General features: G+C 69.1%; 20 protein-coding genes. 12 read left to right on the top strand and 8 right to left on the bottom strand.

The annotated features are described in order from the left end of the window. Positions 1-122 precede the first annotated feature (122 nt). Positions 123-722, top strand: a complete 600-nt coding sequence (locus ACZ5MC_RS10925; protein ID WP_306600381.1) for a hypothetical protein — start codon at positions 123-125, stop codon at positions 720-722. A gap of 54 nt (positions 723-776) precedes the next feature. Beyond that, a complete protein-coding gene (locus ACZ5MC_RS10920; protein ID WP_306600380.1) occupies positions 777-944 on the top strand; it encodes a hypothetical protein in 168 nt (55 codons plus the stop codon). Positions 945-977: 33 nt separating this feature from the next. On the opposite strand, the gene ACZ5MC_RS10915 is transcribed toward ACZ5MC_RS10920, so the two are convergent. Then, complete coding sequence (locus ACZ5MC_RS10915; RefSeq protein WP_464517722.1) at positions 978-2,543, bottom strand: B12-binding domain-containing radical SAM protein; 1,566 nt, start codon at positions 2,541-2,543, stop codon at positions 978-980. 190 nt (positions 2,544-2,733) lie between these two features. On the opposite strand from ACZ5MC_RS10915, the gene ACZ5MC_RS10910 reads away from it, so the two are divergent. The 3 genes from ACZ5MC_RS10910 to ACZ5MC_RS10900 all read left to right on the top strand — a co-directional run bounded on the left by ACZ5MC_RS10910 (position 2,734) and on the right by ACZ5MC_RS10900 (position 4,350). Further along, positions 2,734-3,105 carry a hypothetical protein gene (locus ACZ5MC_RS10910; RefSeq protein WP_464517721.1) on the top strand — a complete coding sequence of 124 codons (372 nt, stop codon included), beginning with the start codon at positions 2,734-2,736 and terminating at the stop codon, positions 3,103-3,105. A 65-nt stretch (positions 3,106-3,170) separates the two neighbouring features. Then, entirely contained in the window at positions 3,171-3,941 is a 771-nt protein-coding gene (gene modA, locus ACZ5MC_RS10905) for a molybdate ABC transporter substrate-binding protein (protein ID WP_464517720.1), read from the top strand. Positions 3,942-3,999: 58 nt separating this feature from the next. After that, the gene (locus ACZ5MC_RS10900; RefSeq protein ID WP_306600375.1) at positions 4,000-4,350 is read left to right on the top strand and encodes a winged helix-turn-helix domain-containing protein; all 351 of its coding nucleotides are present in this window, start codon (positions 4,000-4,002) and stop codon (positions 4,348-4,350) included. 6 nt (positions 4,351-4,356) lie between these two features. Here the strand turns inward: ACZ5MC_RS10900 and ACZ5MC_RS10895 are convergent, their stop codons facing one another. The 3 genes from ACZ5MC_RS10895 to ACZ5MC_RS10885 are packed head-to-tail and all read right to left on the bottom strand — an operon-like array spanning position 4,357 to position 7,472. Then, positions 4,357-6,096 carry a putative manganese-dependent inorganic diphosphatase gene (locus ACZ5MC_RS10895; RefSeq protein ID WP_464517719.1) on the bottom strand — a complete coding sequence of 580 codons (1,740 nt, stop codon included), beginning with the start codon at positions 6,094-6,096 and terminating at the stop codon, positions 4,357-4,359. Positions 6,097-6,118: 22 nt separating this feature from the next. Beyond that, complete coding sequence (locus tag ACZ5MC_RS10890; RefSeq protein ID WP_306600372.1) at positions 6,119-6,517, bottom strand: bacteriohemerythrin; 399 nt, start codon at positions 6,515-6,517, stop codon at positions 6,119-6,121. Positions 6,518-6,572: 55 nt separating this feature from the next. After that, positions 6,573-7,472, bottom strand: coding sequence for a LysR family transcriptional regulator (locus tag ACZ5MC_RS10885; protein WP_464517718.1), 900 nt, complete (start codon positions 7,470-7,472; stop codon positions 6,573-6,575). 172 nt (positions 7,473-7,644) lie between these two features. Between ACZ5MC_RS10885 and ACZ5MC_RS10880 the strand changes: the two genes are divergently transcribed. The 3 genes from ACZ5MC_RS10880 to ACZ5MC_RS10870 are packed head-to-tail and all read left to right on the top strand — an operon-like array spanning position 7,645 to position 10,800. Continuing rightward, positions 7,645-9,093 carry an MFS transporter gene (locus tag ACZ5MC_RS10880; protein ID WP_464517717.1) on the top strand — a complete coding sequence of 483 codons (1,449 nt, stop codon included), beginning with the start codon at positions 7,645-7,647 and terminating at the stop codon, positions 9,091-9,093. Beyond that, positions 9,080-10,333 carry an alginate export family protein gene (locus tag ACZ5MC_RS10875; RefSeq protein WP_464517716.1) on the top strand — a complete coding sequence of 418 codons (1,254 nt, stop codon included), beginning with the start codon at positions 9,080-9,082 and terminating at the stop codon, positions 10,331-10,333. The genes ACZ5MC_RS10880 and ACZ5MC_RS10875 overlap by 14 nt, the downstream gene beginning before the upstream one ends. Positions 10,334-10,362: 29 nt before the next feature. Then, the gene (locus ACZ5MC_RS10870) at positions 10,363-10,800 is read left to right on the top strand and encodes a carboxymuconolactone decarboxylase family protein (RefSeq protein WP_306600366.1); all 438 of its coding nucleotides are present in this window, start codon (positions 10,363-10,365) and stop codon (positions 10,798-10,800) included. A 23-nt stretch (positions 10,801-10,823) separates the two neighbouring features. Here the strand turns inward: ACZ5MC_RS10870 and ACZ5MC_RS10865 are convergent, their stop codons facing one another. Genes ACZ5MC_RS10865 through ACZ5MC_RS10850 form a run of 4 tightly spaced genes read right to left on the bottom strand, consistent with a single transcriptional unit; the run spans position 10,824 to position 15,448 of the window. After that, entirely contained in the window at positions 10,824-13,184 is a 2,361-nt protein-coding gene (locus ACZ5MC_RS10865) for a hybrid sensor histidine kinase/response regulator (protein WP_464517715.1), read from the bottom strand. Beyond that, positions 13,177-13,764, bottom strand: a complete 588-nt coding sequence (locus ACZ5MC_RS10860; protein ID WP_306600363.1) for a DUF1638 domain-containing protein — start codon at positions 13,762-13,764, stop codon at positions 13,177-13,179. The genes ACZ5MC_RS10865 and ACZ5MC_RS10860 overlap by 8 nt, the downstream gene beginning before the upstream one ends. Continuing rightward, positions 13,761-14,783, bottom strand: a complete 1,023-nt coding sequence (locus ACZ5MC_RS10855; protein WP_306600362.1) for a uroporphyrinogen decarboxylase family protein — start codon at positions 14,781-14,783, stop codon at positions 13,761-13,763. The genes ACZ5MC_RS10860 and ACZ5MC_RS10855 overlap by 4 nt, the downstream gene beginning before the upstream one ends. Beyond that, positions 14,780-15,448, bottom strand: a complete 669-nt coding sequence (locus tag ACZ5MC_RS10850; RefSeq protein WP_306600361.1) for a cobalamin B12-binding domain-containing protein — start codon at positions 15,446-15,448, stop codon at positions 14,780-14,782. The genes ACZ5MC_RS10855 and ACZ5MC_RS10850 overlap by 4 nt, the downstream gene beginning before the upstream one ends. 105 nt (positions 15,449-15,553) lie before the next feature. On the opposite strand from ACZ5MC_RS10850, the gene ACZ5MC_RS10845 reads away from it, so the two are divergent. From ACZ5MC_RS10845 to ACZ5MC_RS10830, 4 genes are all read left to right on the top strand, one after another. After that, positions 15,554-16,120 carry a hypothetical protein gene (locus tag ACZ5MC_RS10845; RefSeq protein WP_306600360.1) on the top strand — a complete coding sequence of 189 codons (567 nt, stop codon included), beginning with the start codon at positions 15,554-15,556 and terminating at the stop codon, positions 16,118-16,120. An 83-nt stretch (positions 16,121-16,203) separates the two neighbouring features. Continuing rightward, complete coding sequence (locus tag ACZ5MC_RS10840; protein ID WP_373432540.1) at positions 16,204-16,383, top strand: BrnT family toxin; 180 nt, start codon at positions 16,204-16,206, stop codon at positions 16,381-16,383. Between the two features lie 361 nt (positions 16,384-16,744). Beyond that, complete coding sequence (locus tag ACZ5MC_RS10835; RefSeq protein WP_373432559.1) at positions 16,745-17,851, top strand: IS110 family RNA-guided transposase; 1,107 nt, start codon at positions 16,745-16,747, stop codon at positions 17,849-17,851. A 652-nt stretch (positions 17,852-18,503) separates the two neighbouring features. Next, positions 18,504-18,728: a CopG family antitoxin gene (locus tag ACZ5MC_RS10830; protein ID WP_306600359.1), complete on the top strand. Its 225-nt coding sequence runs from the start codon at positions 18,504-18,506 to the stop codon at positions 18,726-18,728. Positions 18,729-18,990: the final 262 nt, after the last annotated feature.

Here is an 18,990-nt window from a genome sequence, read left to right as displayed (position 1 = left end):
GCGGGGCGGCAGGCGAGGGCCACGCGATCAGAATGATGGCCCCTTGCATCAATCTGGCCTACGGGGGGCGCCGCCGGACCGGGGGTCCGAATCCTGTGCCATCCTGGACGTGGAGTCTTCCCATGCCCATCTTCCATCCCCAGCCGCCGCAGATCCCGGCCCACTTGCATGGCAAGCGGAAGGTCCTGGAAGCCTTCCGCACCCTGCCCGCGGAGACCCGGGTCTTCGTGGGGGTCAACCTGCCCGATCCGGAGACGCCCCACGGGCAGTACCTGGCTTTCCTCGTGGCGGATGCCGAACTGGGGTTGGTGATCGTGAACGTTCCGGCCGAGGGCGTGGAACCCCGCAAGGGCCACTGGGTCCGCCGGAACGCGGACGGGACGTACGACCCCCTGGAGAAGAGCCCTGCCGACGTCCTCCAGGCCCAGCAGAACGCGCTCTTCAAATTCCTGAAGGGCCTGGGCCTCGCCTTCATCCCGCGCATGACCCAGGTGCTGGCCCTGCCCTCGCTCCAGCTGGAACCCGGGCGGGCCCTGGGCCCGAACCTGCCCGCGTGCCGGCTCCTCACGGAGGAGAAGCTGAGGAATCCCTACATCTCCCTGCGGATGGCCGTGACGGGGGGGAAGACCTGGACCGAGTGGTGCACGACGCCGCTGGCGGGCCAGTTCGCGATCGGGAGGGAGACCATGGAACGCCTTGCCGGGGCGCTGGGCAAGCCCTGACGCGGACCCGCCGGCCGGGTCGGGTATCCTGGGGGGGCCATCGAAAGGAACCCATTGGCGAAGACGAGGGGCCAGGCCGAGAAGAAAAAGCGGGCGACCGAGAAGCGCAAGCAGATCGAGAAGGCCGTGCTGAGGATCGCGGCCGCCATGCCCGATGACGTCCCGGCCGCAAAGCCGGCCGCGGCGGCAGGCAAGGCCACGGGGATCCCGGGCAAGCCCTGACGCCGGACACGGTCATCACCCTGCCGGATGTGGTCAGCCTGCAGGCGCCCGCAGGATCGGTTTCGCTTCGGGAGGGGGATCCAGGTCCAGGCGGTCCCGGAGCCGTTCCAGGGCCAGGAGGCCGTCCGTGATGGTGATGAAGTGGTGCCCCTTCACCGCCATCGCGATGATCTCCGCGATCATCCGGGGGCGGATGGCCAGGGCCCTCGCCAGGAAGGACACGTAGGCCAGCCCGTAGTGGCTGAAGGTCTGGCGCACAAGGGAATGGATCAGGGCGCGCACTTCCATCCCGCCCACCCTGCGGCAGAGGACCTTCGCCGGCCGCATCCGCCGCAGGAGCTCGAGGCACCTGGCGAAATAGTGGCTGGGCGTGTAGAGGTCGCGGAGGATCCGCTTGTAGCCTTCCCGCAGCCGGGCGGCATCCATGCGGGGCACGAAGTTGAGGTCCAGGTCGTGGGTGTTGTTCCCGCCGCTGGAAGCCCCCAGGAGCCGGCCTTCGGCGGCGAGGCGCGCATGGAGGCGGGTCTTCGGCAGGGCGGTGAGGAGGCCGACCATGGCGGTGGGGATGCCGGCTTCCTGGATGAAGGCCGTCTGCCGGTCGAAGATGTCCTCGCGGTCCTCGTCGAAGCCGACGATGAAACCGCCCGCCACTTCGAGGCCCTTCCCCTGGATGGTCCGCACGCTCTCCAGCAGGTCGGCCCGGACGTTCTGGTGCTTGTGGACGGCCTTCAGCGTGGCCGCATCGGGCGTTTCGATGCCCACGAAGACCATGTTGAAGCCCGCTTCCGCCATGCCCTCCAGGAGGGGCTCGTCGGCCGCCAGATCCAGGCTCGCTTCCGTGAAGAACTCGAAGGGGCGCCCCCGCTTCTCCTGCCAGTCCGACAGGGCCGGCAGCAGGCGCCGGACCTCCGCCCGGTTCCCGATGAAATTGTCATCCACGATGAACAGGGAGCCGCTCCAGCCGTTCTCCACGAGCACGTCGAGTTCCCGGAGGAACTGGGCCGGCGTCTTGGTCCGGGGCCGGTGGCCGAACAGGGAGACGATGTCGCAGAATTCGCAGTCGTGCGGACAGCCCCGGGAATATTGCAGGGCCGCCCCGGCATACCGCCTGCTGTCCACCAGGTCGTATCGGGGCGCGGGCGTGGCCGCCAGGTCCGGGTGGCCGGAATCGTCGTAGCGGTGCCTCGCCACGCCCTTCCCGAAGTCGGCGAGGAAGGGCGGGAGGTTGACCTCCGCCTCCCCCAGGACGAAGGTGGTGACCCCTTCGATCTGCTCCCAGCAGCTGGTCGGATAGGGACCCCCCACCACGACGGGGGTCCCGGCCTCCCGGCAGAGGGCGATGAGCCGCTCGAAGGAGGCCTTCTGCACCAGCATGGCGGAGGCGAGGACCAGGTCCGCCCTGGCCAGCGCTCCGGGGGCCAGGGGCTCCACGTTCAGGTCCAGCACCGTGAGTTCCCAGTCCCGGGGCAACAGGGCGGCCACCGTCAGCAGCCCGAGGGGCGGCAGGGTCGCCTTCCTGCCGAGGAAAGGCAGCGCGTAGCACATGCTCCAGTAGGTCGGGGGCATTTCCGGGTACACCAACAGAGCCTTGATGCTCAAGGCTGCCCCCCTTCAGGGATGATCGACCTCAAGGTAGGACCGGCCTCCCGGCATCGCCATACTGGATTCATTGAAATGAGGCTTATTCTCCCCATTCTCCGCGAATTCCCCCCATCGCCGCGGCGGTGAAAAAAGGGCCCCCATTCCCTTCAAGGGAATGAATATTTGGGGTGCATCGAGGAGCTCGAGCATGGTCCGTCCAGCCGCCAGCAAACCGCCTCCCCCAGGCGCAGTGCCCGCCTCCCTCCGCTTCCACTGCTCCGGGGAGCTGAACCGCAGGACCTGTGCCGCCCTCGACCGGATCGAGCGGTCCATGGATCCCGTCCAGCATCGTGAAGCCCTCGCCGAGGTGGTCGTCGCCTTGACCGCATGTGGCCTTGACGCCTATTTCATGGAACCCCTCAAGAAGGCGAAGGCGGGATTCGTCACCCAGCAGTCGGCGTCCCTGGGCATGGCCGGGGCGCGAAAGCTCATGGGGTCCGTCATCCGCAGCATCATCGTCCGCATGGACGGGCCCCAGCTGGTCTCCGTCTGCGGTTCCATCCGGGAGTTCATGCGCTGAGGCGGCGCTTCACGAAATCCCGAAGTATGTTGTAAGATACATCGGCAACCGCCGCAGGAGACCCGATGAAACGCCGCGCCCTTCTCGCCCTCGCCCTCGGCTTGTGCCTCGCCCTGGGCGCCCAGCCCCGGCCCACGGTCATGGTCATCGCCGCGGCCGGGGATCTCCGCGGGGCCCTGGAAGAGGTCCAGGCGGCCTTCGAGGCCAGGCACCCGGAAGCCGGCCTCCAGCTTTCCTTCGGGGCCTCGGGGAACCTCACGGCCCAGATCCGGCAGGGCGCCCCCTTCGATATCTTCCTGGCGGCCGACACGGGGTTTCCGGAGGCCGTTCAGAAGGCCGGGCTCGCCACCGCGGACGGCCTCTTCCCCTATGCCAAGGGCAGCCTCACCCTCTGGGTCCGCAAGGACCTGAACCTCGATCCGGGCCGGGACGGCCTCAAGGTGCTCCTCCAGCCGGGCGTCAAGAAGGTGGCCACCGCCAACGCCCAGATGGCGCCTTACGGGCGGGCCGGCGAAGCCGCCCTGCGGCACGCGGGGCTCTACGATGCCGTGAAACCCAGGCTGGTCTTCGCGGACAACATCGCCCAGGCCGCCCAGTTCCTCCAGGCCGGCGCCGCCGAGGCCGGGCTCATCTCCTATTCCCAGGCCCGCAACCCGGCCCTGCAGCAGACGGGGGTGGCGTGGAAGGTGCCCGACGGGACGTACCCGCCCCTGATCCAGGCCGGGGTCATCCTGAAGCGCACCGCCAGCCCGGAGCCGGCCCGGGCCTTCATGGCGTTCCTGGTGGGCCCCGAGGGCCAGGCGATCCTCGCCAGGCACGGCTTCGGCAGGCCTTGAAATCGGCGGCCTCCCGGGCCAGGATGGGTGTTCCGTGCCGACCGTCCCCGAACCTTCCATGATCCTGAAAATCCGGATCCTCCACGAGGACCTCTTCGCCTTCGGCCCCGGCAAGGCCGCCCTCCTGGACGCCATAGCCCGGCACGAATCCATCTCCGGCGCCGGCCGGGAATTGGGGCTCAGCTACAGCAAGACGCGCCGGCTCGTCGACGAGATGAACCTGTCCTTCCGGTCCCCCCTCGTCGAGACGTCGAGGGGCGGAAGCGAACGGGGAGGAGCGGTGGTGACCGAGATCGGCCGGCGGGTTCTCGGCGTGTTCCGGAGCATGGAGGAGAAGGCCCGGGAGGCTGTCCAGGACGGGTTCCGGGACCTGGCGGCGGAGCTGAAGGGCAAGGCCCCCGGGGGGTGACGCGGACTACCGCCCGAGGCTCCCGGCCGCCGCGTCCACGTCCACCCGCGCGAACTGCCTCGCGAGATGCGGCAGAAGCTGCTTCTTGCGGCTCACCACGGAGTCCAGCTGGAACAGGTTGCTTTCGAGGCGGGGGTAGTCGATGGCGTCGATGAGGTGCTCGCGGCCGGCCACCAGGAGGAGGCTGTTGTTCAGGGAGATGTCGGTGACCAGGAGGCAGGCGAAGGCCAGGCGCTTCTCCTGGAGCAGGACCTCCAGCTCCTCGGCGAGCACCGGCTTGAGGCGCTCGAAGTGCTGGAAGCCCACTTCCTCGATCTGGGCCACGGCGAGGTTCCAGGGGCCCTCGGTGTACTCCTTGCAGTCCATGCGCAGGGCCGCCCGGGGGGTGGAGAGCTGCAGGGCCGAACCCATGGCGAAGAAGGCCTCGGCGAAGGCCTGCACGTCGAAGCCCCCCGCCTCGCCCAGCCAGGCCAGCATGTCCCGGTCCACGGGGGTGGTGGTGGGGGAGCTGAGGTTGAGGGTGTCGGAGATGATGCCGGCGGCCATGCACTGGGCGATGCCCTTGGGGGGCATCAGGGCCTCCCGGCGGAAGCAGCGCGCCACCATGGTGCAGGTGGAGCCCACGGTGTCGTTCTGGAAGCGGATGGGGACCCGGGAGATGAGCCCGCCGCCCACGCGGTGGTGGTCCAGCACCTCCAGGATCTCCGCGTCCTCGGCGCCGCTGACGGCCTGGGCCAGCTCGTTGTGGTCCACGAGCACCAGGCGCACCGGCTCGGGGCTGGCCAGATCCTCCTTGGTGAAGACGCCGAGCAGTTCGCCGGCCTCGCCCACCACGGGGAAGAGTTCCTGCTGCAGGGAGTGCACCTCCTTGCGGACGCTGCGTGCCAGCTGCTTCTCCTTGAACTTCCGGAAGGTGCGGTCCACGGCGGAATCGATGACCTTGGCGCCGCGGATCATCATGGCGGTGCTGGCGGTGTCCAGGGGGCTGCCGATGACCGTGACCCCCTGGGCCCGGGCCTCTTCCAGGAGGTCCTGGGCCAGGCCGTGGCTGCCGGTCACCACCAGGCAGCGCGCGCCGAACTGGATGGTGGGGCGCTGGATGGTGGGGCGGTCCCCCACGACGATGAGGGTGTTCTCCGGCTTGCGTTCCCGCAGGCGCGGCATGAAGTTCTCGTAGCTCATGGCGCCCACGCTGAGGAGGAGGGCGTCGGCGCGGTCCGGGTCCACCACGTTCAGGAAGGTGCCCGAGAAGGCCCGGCGGATGTTCTCGACCGTGGAGCGCACCACCCGCGGGCTGTCGCTGTTGGCGGCGTCGGGCATGAGGAGTTCCAGGAGGCGGGAGAGGGTCAGCATGCCCGTGAGCTGGCCGGCCGCGTCCACCACGGGCATGGCGTGCAGCCGGTGGGCCTGCATGCGCCGGTACACCTCGAAGAAGGGCTCGCCCTCCCGGGCCGTCACCACCTCCCGGCTGCACAGCTGCCCCACGGTGGGATGCACGTCCATGAGCAGCTTGGGCTGCTCCAGCCCCGCCTCCTTCAGCACGAAGAGCGTCCTCGGGTTGACCTCCCCGCAGCAGGCGGCCACCGCCTCCGGGATGTGGGTCTGGCGGAGGAAGTGGGCGTAGGAGATGGCCGAGCAGATGGAGTCGGTGTCCGGGTTCTTGTGGCCAATGACGTAGACGGGCATTGCGGCTCCCTGATTCGGCTTTAGAGGTTCATCAAGTGTAGCCAATGAACCTGTTCTCATCATGATTCCATGGGCCCGGGAGTCAGTGGGCCCTGAGGAACTCCGCGAGGCGCAGGTCCTCCCCCAGGATGTGCTCGACCAGCCAGCCCTCCAGGAACCCCATGACATCCGGGTTGAGGGTGGCCGAACCCTGCGTATAGGAGGTCAGGAGCGCGGAGAGCTTCACGACCAGGTCGTGGTGGAACCTCTTGTGGCGGGCGGTGTCGGGGAACCCGGCGTCGTCCATGAGTTTCTCTTCCATCTGGAAATGCTCGGTGGCGTACCCCACCAGGAAAAGGAGCGTCCGGCTCGCCGCTTCCCGGCCGCGCCTGCGCGCCAGGGCGTCCTCCAGATCGTTGAAGGCCTGCACGAGGGTCCGGTGCTGCTCGTCGATCCTGGCGTCCCCGGTCTCCAGGGCCGAGCTCCATTCAATCAAACCCATGCCTGTCCTTCGCGAAGTGTCCCGCGTCCAGTATCCCCCAAACCGCGCCGCCCGCCTACCTTCCGGCGGCGCAGGCCTCCGCGACGAGGCCGCGCAGCCACCGGTGGGCCGGATCGGCGTGCATCCTCGGATGCCAGAGGAGCGACACGGTCAGGTCCGGAGTGGGGAACGGGAGAGCGAACGTGCGCATCCCCGCGCGCAGGTCCCCGGTGTGCCGCTCGGGGACGGTGGCCACCAGGTCCGAGGCCCGGGCCAGGGCCAGGGCGGCCGAGAAGCCGCCGACGATCGTGAAGATCTCCCGCTCCAGCCCGAGCACGGCCAGGGCCTCGTCCATCACGCCCGTTTCCCGGCCCCGCCGCGACACGTAGATATGCCGGCCGGCCGCATACCGGGCGGCGGTGAGCTCGCCCTCGCACAGCGGGTGGCCCGCCCGCACCACGCCCACGAAGCGGTCCCGGAACAGGGTCTGGACCCGCACTTCCGGCCCCACCGCGTTCCCCACGACGCCCGTCTCCAGATCGACCGCCCCGTCCCGGAGCAGGGTGCTGTCGCGGTTGTCCAGCTTCTGCACGAAGCGCAGCCGCACCCCGGGAGCGGCCGCGCCCACCCGGGCGAGGAGGCCGGGGCCGAAGTTCTCCACGAAGCCGTCGCTGGTCCGCAGGGTGAACGTCCGGACGAGGTGCTTGAGGTCGGGCGTCTCCGCGGGACGGAGGACCGCTTCGGTGTCCTGCACCAGCCGGCTGACCCGCTCCCGGAGTTCCAGGGCCCTGGGCGTCGGGACGAGGCCCCGCCCCGCCCGGACCAGCAGCGGGTCGCCCGTCGTCTCGCGCAGCCGCGCCAGCGCCCGGCTCATGGCCGAGGGGCTGAGGTGCAGGCGCTGGGCCGCGCGGGCGACGTTGCCTTCCGCGAGCAGCACATCCAGGGTGACGAGCAGGTTGAGGTCGGGCATGGCCATCCCCCAGGCTAGCATGGCCTGTTTTTACCATGGCGTTAAACACACTAATAAAATGCAAATAGTGCGTCTTCCGCCATATCTGGCCGGGACCGATCCTGAGGTCCAGTTCCCACCGGCGGAGGCGCCCAGGCAGCCCCGCCCTGCCCGCGGCCTGCCTTGGAAAGGATCCCCGATGAAACCGTCCCGCCCCCCCCTCCCACCCGCCGTCCGCTGGGCGCTGGCCACCCTGTCCCTCTCCATGCTGATGCCTTCGCTGGACACCAGCATCGCCAACGCCGGCCTGCCCACCCTGGCCCTGGCGTTCCACGGCTCCTTCCAGGCCGTCCAGTGGATCGTCCTGGCCTACCTCCTGGCCATCACCTCCCTGATCGTCAGCGCCGGCCGGCTCGGAGACCTCTTCGGCCGCCGGCGGCTGCTGCAGGCCGGGATCGCCGTATTCACGGCGGCCTCCCTCCTGTGCGGCCTGGCGCCCACGCTCGGGCTGCTGATCGCGGCCCGGGCGGCGCAGGGCCTGGGCGCGGCCCTCATGATGGCCCTCACCGTCGCCCTGGCGGGCGAGGCCGTCCCGAAGACCCGGGCCGGCAGCGCCATGGGTCTCCTGGGAACCATGTCCGCCATCGGGACCACCCTCGGCCCGTCGCTGGGAGGGCTCCTGATCGCCGGCTTCGGCTGGCGGACCCTCTTCCTCGTCAACGTGCCGCTGGGCATCCTGAACATCCTGCTGGTGGACCGCCACCTGGCCCCCGACGCCCCGGGGCGGCAGGCCGGCGCGGCCCGGTTCGACGGCGCGGGCACCGGGCTGCTCACCCTGGCGCTGGGGGCCTATGCCCTGGCCATGACCCTGGGCCGGGGCCGCCCGGGTTCGCTCAACCTGGCCCTGCTGGCCGCCGCCGTCCTGGGCGCGGGCCTGTTCGCCGTGGCGGAGCGGCGTGCCGCGTCGCCCCTCATCCGCCTGGCCATGTTCCGGGACCCGGCCCTGAGCGGAAGCCTCGCCATGAGCACGCTCGTCTCCACGGTGATGATGGCCACCCTGGTGGTCGGGCCGTTCTACCTCTCCCGGGCGCTGGGGCTTCCCGCGACGCTCACCGGGGCCGCCCTGTCGGTGGGCCCGCTGGTGGCCGCCCTGGCGGGCGTGCCTGCCGGCCGCCTTGTGGACCGCTTTGGCCCCCACCGCATGACCCTCGCCGGGCTCGCCGGCATGGCGGCCGGCGCCGTCCTCCTCTCGCTGCTTCCGGCAACGTGCGGCCTCGCGGGCTACCTGGGCCCCATCGCCGTCATCACCTCCCACTACGCCCTGTTCCAGGCGGCCAACAACACCGCCGTCATGACCGGCGCCGGCCCGGGGCAGCGGGGCGTCATCTCCGGCATGCTCAGCCTTTCGCGCAACCTGGGACTCATCACGGGCGCCTCCGTCATGGGCGCCGTCTTCGCCCTCGCCTCCGCGGCAACGGACGTCACCACCGCGGGTCCCGGGGCCCTGGCCGCGGGGATGCGCATCACCTTCGCGGTCGCCGCGGTCCTCATCGCCGGGGCGCTGGCCATCGCCTCCGGCAGCCAGGCACTCGCCCGGCGCTCCACCCCCTCCCTTGGGAGCCAGGAGGAAGCCCATGTCCTGGACTAGGGCCTGCGCACTCGCCGTGACGGCCGCCGGCGTTCTGAAAGGCGAAGCGGCCCTGACCTTGAGCGCCGAGGCCCGGATGCGCGCGGACGCCTATGCCAACGCCCGGCTGGTGGCCGGCGACGACTACCGGCAGGGCCTGTTCCGCGGGACCGTGGGCGCGGACCTGCGGCTGGACCGCCATGTCCGCATCCATGGGGAGGCCGGCACGGGCCAGGTGCATGACCGCCGTGGAGCCGCCGGGGCGAACTTCCAGAACGAGGCCTCCCTGCAGCAGGTGTTCGTGGAGGTCGGCGGGCAGGCCGGAGGAACGCTCGTGGGCGCCATGGCCGGCCGCCAGGAGTTCGCCGACGGCCCCCGCCAGCTGATCAGCGTCGGCGACGGTCCCAACGTCCACCGCACCTGGAACGGCCTGCGCCTCCAGGCCCAAGGCCGGAGGCTCCGGGCGGGCGCCTTCGACTTTCGTGCCACGCGCCTGGCCCGCGGGGCCTTCGACGAGACGATCGACCACGGCGAACGGCTCCAGGGGGTCAACGCCAGCCTGGCGCTCCCATCGGAAGGGGGGACGGACGCCTACCTGGAACCCTTCTGGTTCCACACTGAGAAGCCGGGTTTCCGCGCGGGCGGCCAGGTCGGCCTCGATGACCGCGACACCTTCGGCCTGCGCTTCCGGGGACGGCGCGGCGGGCTGGCCTACGACTGGACCCTGGCGCACCAGAGCGGCCGGTACCTGAAGCGCGGAATCGACGCCTGGGGCCTGTTCGCCGTCCAGAGCCTGGCCCTCTCCGGCGGGGGGTGGAAACCCGCCCTCACGGCCCATCTGGACCTCGCCACGGGCGGCGCCTTCGGCGGCGGCACCCTCAAGGCGTTCAATCCGCTCTATGCGAGTTCCGGCTACCTGGGCGAAGGGCAGTTCCTCGGCCTTTGCAACCTGGTGATGATCGCTCCGGGCCTTGCCGTGACGCCCTCGCCCCGGACGGCCCTCTCCGCTGAGTACGGTTTCGCCCGGCGGTTCGATGCCCGGGACGCGGCCTATGCCGGGGGCCAGCGCGCCTACGCGGGAACCCAGAAGGTTCCGGGCCGCGACCTCGGCGGCCTGCTGCGGGTCATGGGCAGCTGGTCGGCCAGCGCCAGCCTGACCCTGTTCTTCAACTACGAGCACTTCGCCGCCGGCGGCGTGCTCACCCGCGCCCGGCTTCGTTCCGGGAGCTACGCCTACGCCGGTGCGACCTTCCGGTACTGACCCCCTCCCCGCCCGCAAAGGAGCCAACCATGGAACCCCGTCTCAACTTCCACCGATCCGGCCCGGATGCCATGAAGGCCATGTCCGCCCTCGAGCAGCAAATCGCCCGCTCGGGCCTGGAACCCGCCCTGGTGGAACTCGTCCGCCTGCGCGCCTCACAGATCAACGGCTGCGCATTCTGCATCGATGTCCACGCCGCCGACGCGCGGAAGGCGGGCGAGAGCGAGCGCCGCCTGGCGACGCTGGGCGTCTGGCACGAGACCCCGTTCTTCAGCGCCCGCGAGCGCGCCGCCCTGGAATGGACCGAGGCCGTCACCCGGGTGGCCGAGACGCGCGTGCCGGACGAGGTCTGGGAGCGGGTGCATCCGCACTTCACGCCCGCGGAGCTCGTGGACCTGACGCTGCTGGTGGCCACGATCAACGCCTGGAACCGCTTCGCCATCGCGTTCCGGAAACGGCCGGCCTGAGGCCCGGGCCCGGCGGACCGCCCTCAATCGCCAAGCGCGCCCTGCCCCGCCAGCTCCTCCAGCCTGGCCTGCAGCTCCTCGAGGCTGAACGGCTTCGCCAGCAGCGAAAGCCGCGGGTCCGCGTCCACCAGGGCCAGCACCGACTGATCGACGCGGCCGGTCGCCAGGATGATCGGCACGTCCGGGCGCAGGGCGCGGAGGTGCGGCAGGGTGGCCGCCCCGTCCAGGCCGGGCATGTTCATGTCCAGGATGACGAGGCCCGGATCCAGGCCGGCCTCCAGGGCCGCCAGGGCCTGCTCGCCGCCGGAGGCGACGGCGACGGTGCAGCCCAGGGCCTTCAGCAGCGCCCGGACGGCCTCCTGGATGAGCTCGTCGTCGTCGATCAGGAGCACCTCCAGGCGCCTCGCCAGGGGCGGGGCCTGGCGGCCGCCGTCCGCCCCGGGGCCCGGGGCGGGTTCGGCGCAGGCGGGGAAGGCCAGCAGGATGCGCGTGCCCTGGCCCACCCGGCTCTGGATCTCCAGTTCGCCCCGGTGGGCGGTCACGGTGCTGTAGGCCATGGACAGCCCCAGGCCGGTGCCCTTGCCCTGGGGCTTGGTGCTGAAGAAGGGATCCAGGGCCTTGCGCAGGACCTCCTCGGGCATGCCGCTGCCGGTGTCGGCCACCTCGAGGCGGGCCTTGCCGGCCTCCCGCCAGGTGCGCAGGGTCAGGGTGCCGCCGCCGGGCATGGCGTCCACGGCGTTCACGCAGAGATTCATGAGGGCGTGGTTGAGGGCCGCGGGGTCCCCCAGGATGCGGGGGAGGTCCGGGGCCAGGTCCACCGCCAGGTCCACCTTCTGCAACGTGGTGCGCTCCAGGAGCGCGACCTGCTCCCGGACGACGGCGTTCAGGTCCACTTCCCGCTTCTCGGCCAGGTCCTGGCGGGCGAAGCCCAGGAGGCCCTTCACCAGCGTGCCGCCCCGCTGGCAGGCCTTGACGATGGTCTCCATGTGGGCCTGGAGCGGGGAGCCGTCCTCCGCCTGCAGATGGTGGACGCTCGCCAGGGCCAGGATGGCCCCCAGCACGTTGTTCATGTCATGGGCGACGCCCCCGGCCAGGCTGCCCAGGCTTTGCATCTTCTGGGCCAGGCGCAGGGCCTCCTGGGTGCGCAGCTGGTCCGTGAGGTCCCGGACCACGGAGAGGCTCCCCGTGAAGGTCCCCGCGGCGTCGAAGCGGGGCGTGACGGTGTTGTGGAGGGTCCGGACCTGCCCGTCCGGGCGCCGGATCCGGACTTCGTAGGAACCGGTGGCGCCCTTCCGGCGCAGCCGGGTCTGGTCCAGCACCCAGGCAAGGTCCGGTTCGTCCAGGAATTCGCGCAGGTTCCTGCCGACCAGCCCGCCGGGTCCGACCCCGAAGATCCGGTCCATTTCCCGGTTCGCCATGACGAAGATCTCGCCGGGGTCCACGATCGAGATGCCTTCCCCGAGCATTTCGAGGAGCTCCCGGTGGTGGGCCTCGCTCTCCCGGAGCGCGGCCTCGGCCCGGACCCGGTCCGTGAGGTCCCGGATGAACCCGATGATGAGATCCTGGCTGGGCACGTAGGTGACCGACACCTCCACGGGGAAGGTGGTGCCGTCCTTGCGCCGGTGGCGGGACAGGAAGCGGTCCGAGCCGTGCGTCTTCAGGTTCTCCGTGCGCCGCAGGTACGCGGCGTGGGACTCCAGGGCCTCCAGGCTGAGGACGTCCCGCGTGCGCAGCTCATCCACGGAGTAGCCCGTCATGTGCGCATAGGCTTCGTTGGCGTCCAGGATGGCGCCTTGGGGCCCCACGACCACGAAGCCGTCCAGGTTCGTGCGGAGCAGGGCCTGGTAGTTCTCGGCCTGGGTCAGGACCTTCATTTCCTGGGATTCGAAATGGAGGGTGTTGCGCAGGATGAGGGCGAACACCGGGGAGAGGGCGTCCAGCAGGCGGGACAATTCGTCCGGACGCTGGATGTCCAGGTGGCCCAGGCCGAACAGGGTCCCCACCCGGAGGTCGCCGACCCGCAGGGGGGTCATGCTCAGGGAGTCCACCTTCAGCGCGGCCAGGGCGGCCCGGAGCTCGGGTGCCGCGGTTCCCGTGGACGTCAGGGCGGACCCGGCCGCCCCGGGCATGAGCGAAAGGACCTGCTCCAGGCGCGGAACCATGGCCTCGGTGCTGGCGGACCCGGGTTCGATGGCCACGATGCGCGCCCCGCCTTCCTGCTGCAGCATCACGACGGTGCGGACCCCCATGAACTCGCGGAGCTGCCGGGCGAGGTACTGGCCCATCTCCCCGGGGCTGGCCGAGTACTTCAGGATCTCGGCGAGGAAATCCGTGATCATGAACTGGATGACGGCCTCGTCCCGGGCCCGGCCGGATTCAGTCATGGCGCGTCCTGCCTGCGGCCAGCTCCAGGCTGGCCCGGAGGGGTTCCAGGGACACGGGCAGGATCTCCACCGGCAGGCCCATGTAGGCGCCGGCCTCCTCCAGCTCCCGGTGGGGGACCGGCAGGACGCCCGTATCCAGGTAGATCAGGCGCGTGTGCATCTCCTGCATGAAGGCCTTGGCGCAGGGTCCCAGCAGTCCCAGCTGGCCCTCGAAGACCCGCTTCCAGGCGAGGGTCCATTCGGGCATGAGGAAGAAGGCGCCCTCCCTGCGGAGCTTCCGGTAGGTTTCGCGGCCCAGGACGATCTCGCAGCAGTTGAGGCCCTCGGTCCGGGCCGTGCCCGGACCGGCCGCGAAGGCTTCCATGTGGCCGCAGCAGTCCCCGTACACCAGGACCACGTCCCGGTCCCCGCCCTGGACGGCCTCGAGGGCGATCCGCAGCCGGGCCTCCAGCAGGCCGGGATTCATGTGCAGCATCGAACTCAGGTAGTCCACGGGCAGGGAGAAGCGGCCGGCGGCCTGAAGCGCCTGGATCTCCCGCCTGAAGATCGAACAGGAGAGGCAGACCCGGCCGGGGCTCACGCGTCCACCGCGGCTTGGCGGAGGGCCTCGGCGACGGCGGCGATCCCCTCGGGCGGCGTATCCAGCTGGATATCGGCGCCGCAGGTGGAAAGAATGAATTGCCTATCCCCGCCCCGCTGGTCCAGGACCCGGCGGCACCGCTCCCGCACCTCCGCGGGGGCCAGGTGGAGGAGACCGGGGCCGTCCAGGTTGCCCATGACGATGGGCCCGGGGCCCAGCGCCCGTCGGGCGGCGCCGGGGTCCTCCCCGGCGTCGATGAAATAGGCCACCACGTTCGGCAGGTCCTTGAAGCGGGCCAGCTGGTCAACGAGTGGGCATCCGCCGTGGTGGAAGATGAGGGGCGCCTTCAGTTCCGCCAAGGCCGTCCGGAGGGCGGGCAGCGTGAGGGTCTCGGCCACCGCGTCGGTGACGATGAAGCGGTTGGCGAGGTTCCCGGTGAGGACCAGGCCGGTGGCTCCGTCGTCGACCATGGCCCGGCCCAGGTCCAGGAAGAAGGGCGTCAGGCGGTCCAGGAGGGCCCGGGCCACGTCCGGCTGGAACAGCAGGGCGTCCAGCCAGGCTTCCAGGCCGATGACCAGGGGCGGGATGTCCATGGGGGCCACCAGCACGCCGATGACCGGGACCTCCCCCGCGTAGCGGCGGGCGAGGATCCGGATGGTCTCCCGCACGTACTGCAGCCGGGGATGGCCGTGCACGTCGGGCAGGGGGAGCCTGAGCACCTCCTCGGCGCTGCGGGCCGCGAAGCCCGAGAGGTTGGGGGCCTGCCGGGAGCGCACGCGCCAGGAGGACCCGAAGGCTTCCCCGATGGCGGACACGAAGAAGGGGCTGGTCAGCAGATCGGGGGCGAACTGCTCCCGCACGGCCATCTGGCCCTCGGCGTAGGTTTCGGGCCGGGTGTAGTGCTCGTCCAGGGTGGCCCCGGTGAGGCGGGCCCCGTAGAGGCTCGAATTGAGGAAGAGCGCCGGCCGGTCGGATGGCTGGTCCTGGAGGGCAGCGAGCAGGCGTTCGAGGCTGTTCACGGCGCCGCCTCCAGGGACCGCGCCCAGAGGTCCTGGAACAGGGCCGAGGCCTCCACGGCGCTGGCGGCGGTGCCGTCCCCGCCGAACTCGGCCACCAGGCCGGGCCTCAGCTTGAAGACCGCGCCGCCCACGGCGAGCTGCACCTTCCCGGTCAGCCCCCGGCGGCCGATCTCCTCCCGGATGCCGGCCACGTTCCGGGCCGTGGTGTACATCATCGCCGAGGCCCCGATGACCCGGGCCCCCGTCTCCTCGGCCACGTCCAGGAACTGCCCTGGCGGCACATCCACCCCCAGGTCCAGGACCTCCCAGCCGTCGGTGCGCAGGAAGGCCGCCACCATCTTGCGGCCCAGGGGATGGAAGTCGTCCTCGACGTTGCCCAGGAGCACCTTGCCCCGGCTGCGCGCGTCCCCCGGGCGGGTCTCCACCAGCAGCCGGGAAAGGACGTCCTCCGCGACCTTGGAGGCCATGTAGCCCGTCGCCAGGGACACCCCGCCCTGCCCCAGGGACCAGATGACCCCGAAGCGCTCCAGGGTCGGGGCCAGCAGCTCCGGCACGACCTGGTGGAAGGGCCTGCCCACCGCCCAGGCGTCGATGACCGCCTTGGCGCCCTCGCGGTCGGCGCGTTCGATGGCGGCGAGGAGTTCGTCTGAGAAATCGCGGTCCATGTCACCTCGTTCGGGAGCCGTTTGGATGGGGATGCCCTTCCATCGGCAGATTCCCTGAAGACCTGTAGAATCAGTGTTATATAATTCTTTCAAGGAGACGGCCCCATGGCAACGACCTTCACGTTCGACTGCTTCAGATCGGTGGCGGAGGGCTGGGTGGCCAGCGGAACGGTCAAGGGGGTGGCGGGCGGCTCCTTCGAGGAACGGCCCGTATGGTTCGGCTGCCAGGCGGACACCTGGGACGGGCTGCAGGCGGGCATGCAGCAGCTCGCCGGGGTCCTGCGGCCCCGCGTGGAGGAGGGCGCGCTGGCCACGCCCATCCAGGCCTTCATCCGGGACTGGCCCGGGGACCGGGCGATGATCGTCCCGCCCGCGGGGGAGCCCGAGGAGCTGTTCCAGAACCTCATCAACGTCGGCACCCGGCGCCGCGGCTGGCTGGAGAACGCGGACGAGGTGCAGATCATCTCGTTCCTGAAGATCGGGGCGCTGGCCATCCTGAGGCCGAAGGGGACCTGGAAGCCGGAACTGGTATCCAGCTTCCTGGGCTTCGCCATCGGGCTGGTGCCGGAGAAACCCACGCCCACGCCGGACCGGGCGGGGCAGACGCCGGCGGATCTGGTGGACGAGATTCTGCTCGGGGGCAGGTCCAACTTGGGAACGTCAGGCATTTGAGAGCCCACAGGGTCAAGATTACGTCATATCTTTACTTAGATCAGTCTTGACGCAACACTTGCCAGCAATACACTGTATGCCTGATGCGGTTCGACTGGGACCCGGCCAAGGCCACCGGGAATGCGCGGAAACACGGAGTCTCCTTTGAGGAGGCACAATCCGTTTTCTACGACGAATTTGCAATTCAGTTCTTTGACGACGATCCTTCGGACATCGAGGAGCGGTTCCTGAAGCATGGCCTTAGACATCATGTATTGGCCTGACACGAATCAGGCGGGCCGTTAGAACGAGATCCCCGGGGGCTCTGCCCCCAGACCCCCGGGATTTATCGCCTGAAGCCCAGAAACTGGGCCGGTTGGAAAGGCGGTTGCCAAGGACGGGGCCGGATGACTCCGGCCCACCCTGTTTCCGGGCCCGGGTCGGCGCTCGGGTCGCATCCCTGCGGTAGCCCTAACCTCCGCCCGGCTGTCTAAAGGGTGGTGCGCAAGGCCCACCGAGGCAAGGCCCCAGGCTCCTCAAAGGGGCCTGTCCGTCCTTAAATGACGCGGGTTAAGCTCAGTGCGCATTACACAACCGGCTCAGAGCCGTAATTGAGGAGGACAGGCCGTGAACGATTCTAGCAGGGTGAGCAAGTACGTCGGGCTGGATGTCCACAAGGAGACGATTGCGGTCTCGGTGGCTGAAGCCCACGAAGGGGAAGTTCGGTACGTGGGTGAGATCGCCAATACACCGGAGGCCGTGGTGAAACTTGTGAGGCAACTCCGGAAGGATGGCGCGACGCTTTCGTTCTGCTACGAAGCGGGCCCCTGCGGTTACATCCTTTATCGGCAACTACTCGCTTTACGGCTGGAGTGCCAGGTTGTGGCGCCGTCCCTCATTCCCAGGAAACCTGGGGACCGGGTCAAAACCGACCGCCGCGATAGTCTGACCTTGGCCAGGCTCCACCGGGCCGGGGAACTAACGGCAATATGGGTGCCCGACGAAGCCCAGGAGGCCCTGCGGGATCTGACCCGGGCTCGGGAGGACCTGAAGCATTTGCAGCACGTCGCCAAGCAGCGACTGTTGGCCTTCCTGCTGCGGCACGGGCGGACCTATTCCGGAAAAACCCGGTGGACCCAGGCCCATCTCCGCTGGCTGGAAACCATGAAGTTCGACCAGCCGGTCCAACAAATCGTCTTTCAGGAATATGTCGATACGGTCCAGGCCATGACCAGACGGGTTGCGGCCTTCGACGAGCAGATCGAAACCGCCGGATCGAGTTCGGCCTTCTCCAGGCTGATCGAAGGCTACATGGCCCTGCGCGGGATCAACCGCCTCACTGCGACCACGATCGTGGCTGAGATCGGCGATTTGAGGCGATTCGCCAATGCACCCCAGTTGATGAAGTATCTGGGGGTGGTTCCCAGCGAGCATTCCAGTGGCGAGACCCGGTCCCGCGGGGGGATCACCAAGACCGGCAATGGCCATGTGCGCAGGGTCCTGGTGGAGGCAGCATGGACCTACCGGCATCCCGCGAGGAAAACCCCGAGCCTGCAAAGACGGGCCGAACGTGCTCCAGAAGCAGTGCAGACCATCGCCTGGGCTGCACAGAAGCGCCTTTGCGCACGCTACCGGCAGTTCGAGGCCAGGGGCAAGAAGAAGGTCCAGACCTGCACGGCCATCGCCCGCGAGCTGACCGGCTTCCTCTGGGCCATTGGCCAGGCCCTGCCACCGCCTACCCCCAAGCCTTAGCTGGCTGAAGTGCAGCCGCAGTGTGTCGGCAGCAGAACGGACAACGGTGGGAGAATCCTCGAACCCTCTAAGAGGCATTCGCTTCTGGAATGACCCTCGCCACTAGATCGAGGCAGCTCCTCGACGAACCCGTTGTCATGCGGTACCCAACCCGCGCATATCAGACTGATCAACCGTCGGCATGCCGTCCGTTCTGCTCCCTACACACTGCCGGAAAAGAGAAATAGTTGGCTGCCAGCCTTGACAGGCCAATACATATCAGAGGGTGTCTGCTAAAAGGAAGGCCCCGCGATGATGGCACCGGCCATGGCAGGCCAAGGCCCGCGAGGAGAGCGATTCGGGTAATCGGTCGACGAGTGGAACGCTGGACTGCCGTGGCCGCTGCCATCACCCGTAGGGCGGCGCCCAGAGGCCCGCTTCTCGTGTGCAAGACCCTTGAAAGTATCACTTATACTTCCTGCGGGCCTTGCGCCCGATAATCGGGCCTCTGGACGCCGTCGCGGGGCCTTCCTTTTAGCAGACACCCTCTTAGCGCACAAGCAAGGCTCCTCCTTGTATGCCACTGTGCAAGAGAATCCGGGAACGTCCTCCACATTATTTCTGCACGCCGAGCCACCAAACGCGAGAGCACCTTCTATGGAGGTGAGGAATCATGAAAACGGAATACGATCTCTCCAAGTTGAAATCACGGAAGAACCCCTACGCCTCCAAGCTGAAGAGGCCTGTGACCATGAGGCTCTCCGAGGATGTCGTCCTGTATTTCAAGAACATGGCAACCGAGGCCGGGGTTCCCTACCAAAGCCTGATCAACTTGTATCTTCGTGATTGTATTGCCCAGCACCGCAAGGTCCATATCGGCTGGCCGGCACAACCGTAGTCAGAGAGTCGCACCAACATGGTCATTATGGCGCGCCGGTCCTAACTCCGCGTTCGCGGTCGGATCCCATGTTGACCTTATCCCTTCGAGGTAGCATCTATCCAAACCTCCTTCTCCTCCGTTCGTGCCGCTAGGGTGGGGCCGACTCAACTTCGGCCCGTTCGCACCGCCAGGTTGGGGCCGACCCAACTTCGGCGTTAGACCCTCTGCCCCCCAAGGAGCGCCACGGTCGCTGAAAGTCATGGGGCGGGCCAGCCAGCCA

The sequence above is a fragment of the Mesoterricola sp. JemC181 genome (genome assembly GCF_055384585.1).
This window is presented reverse-complemented; position numbering and strand designations above follow the sequence as displayed.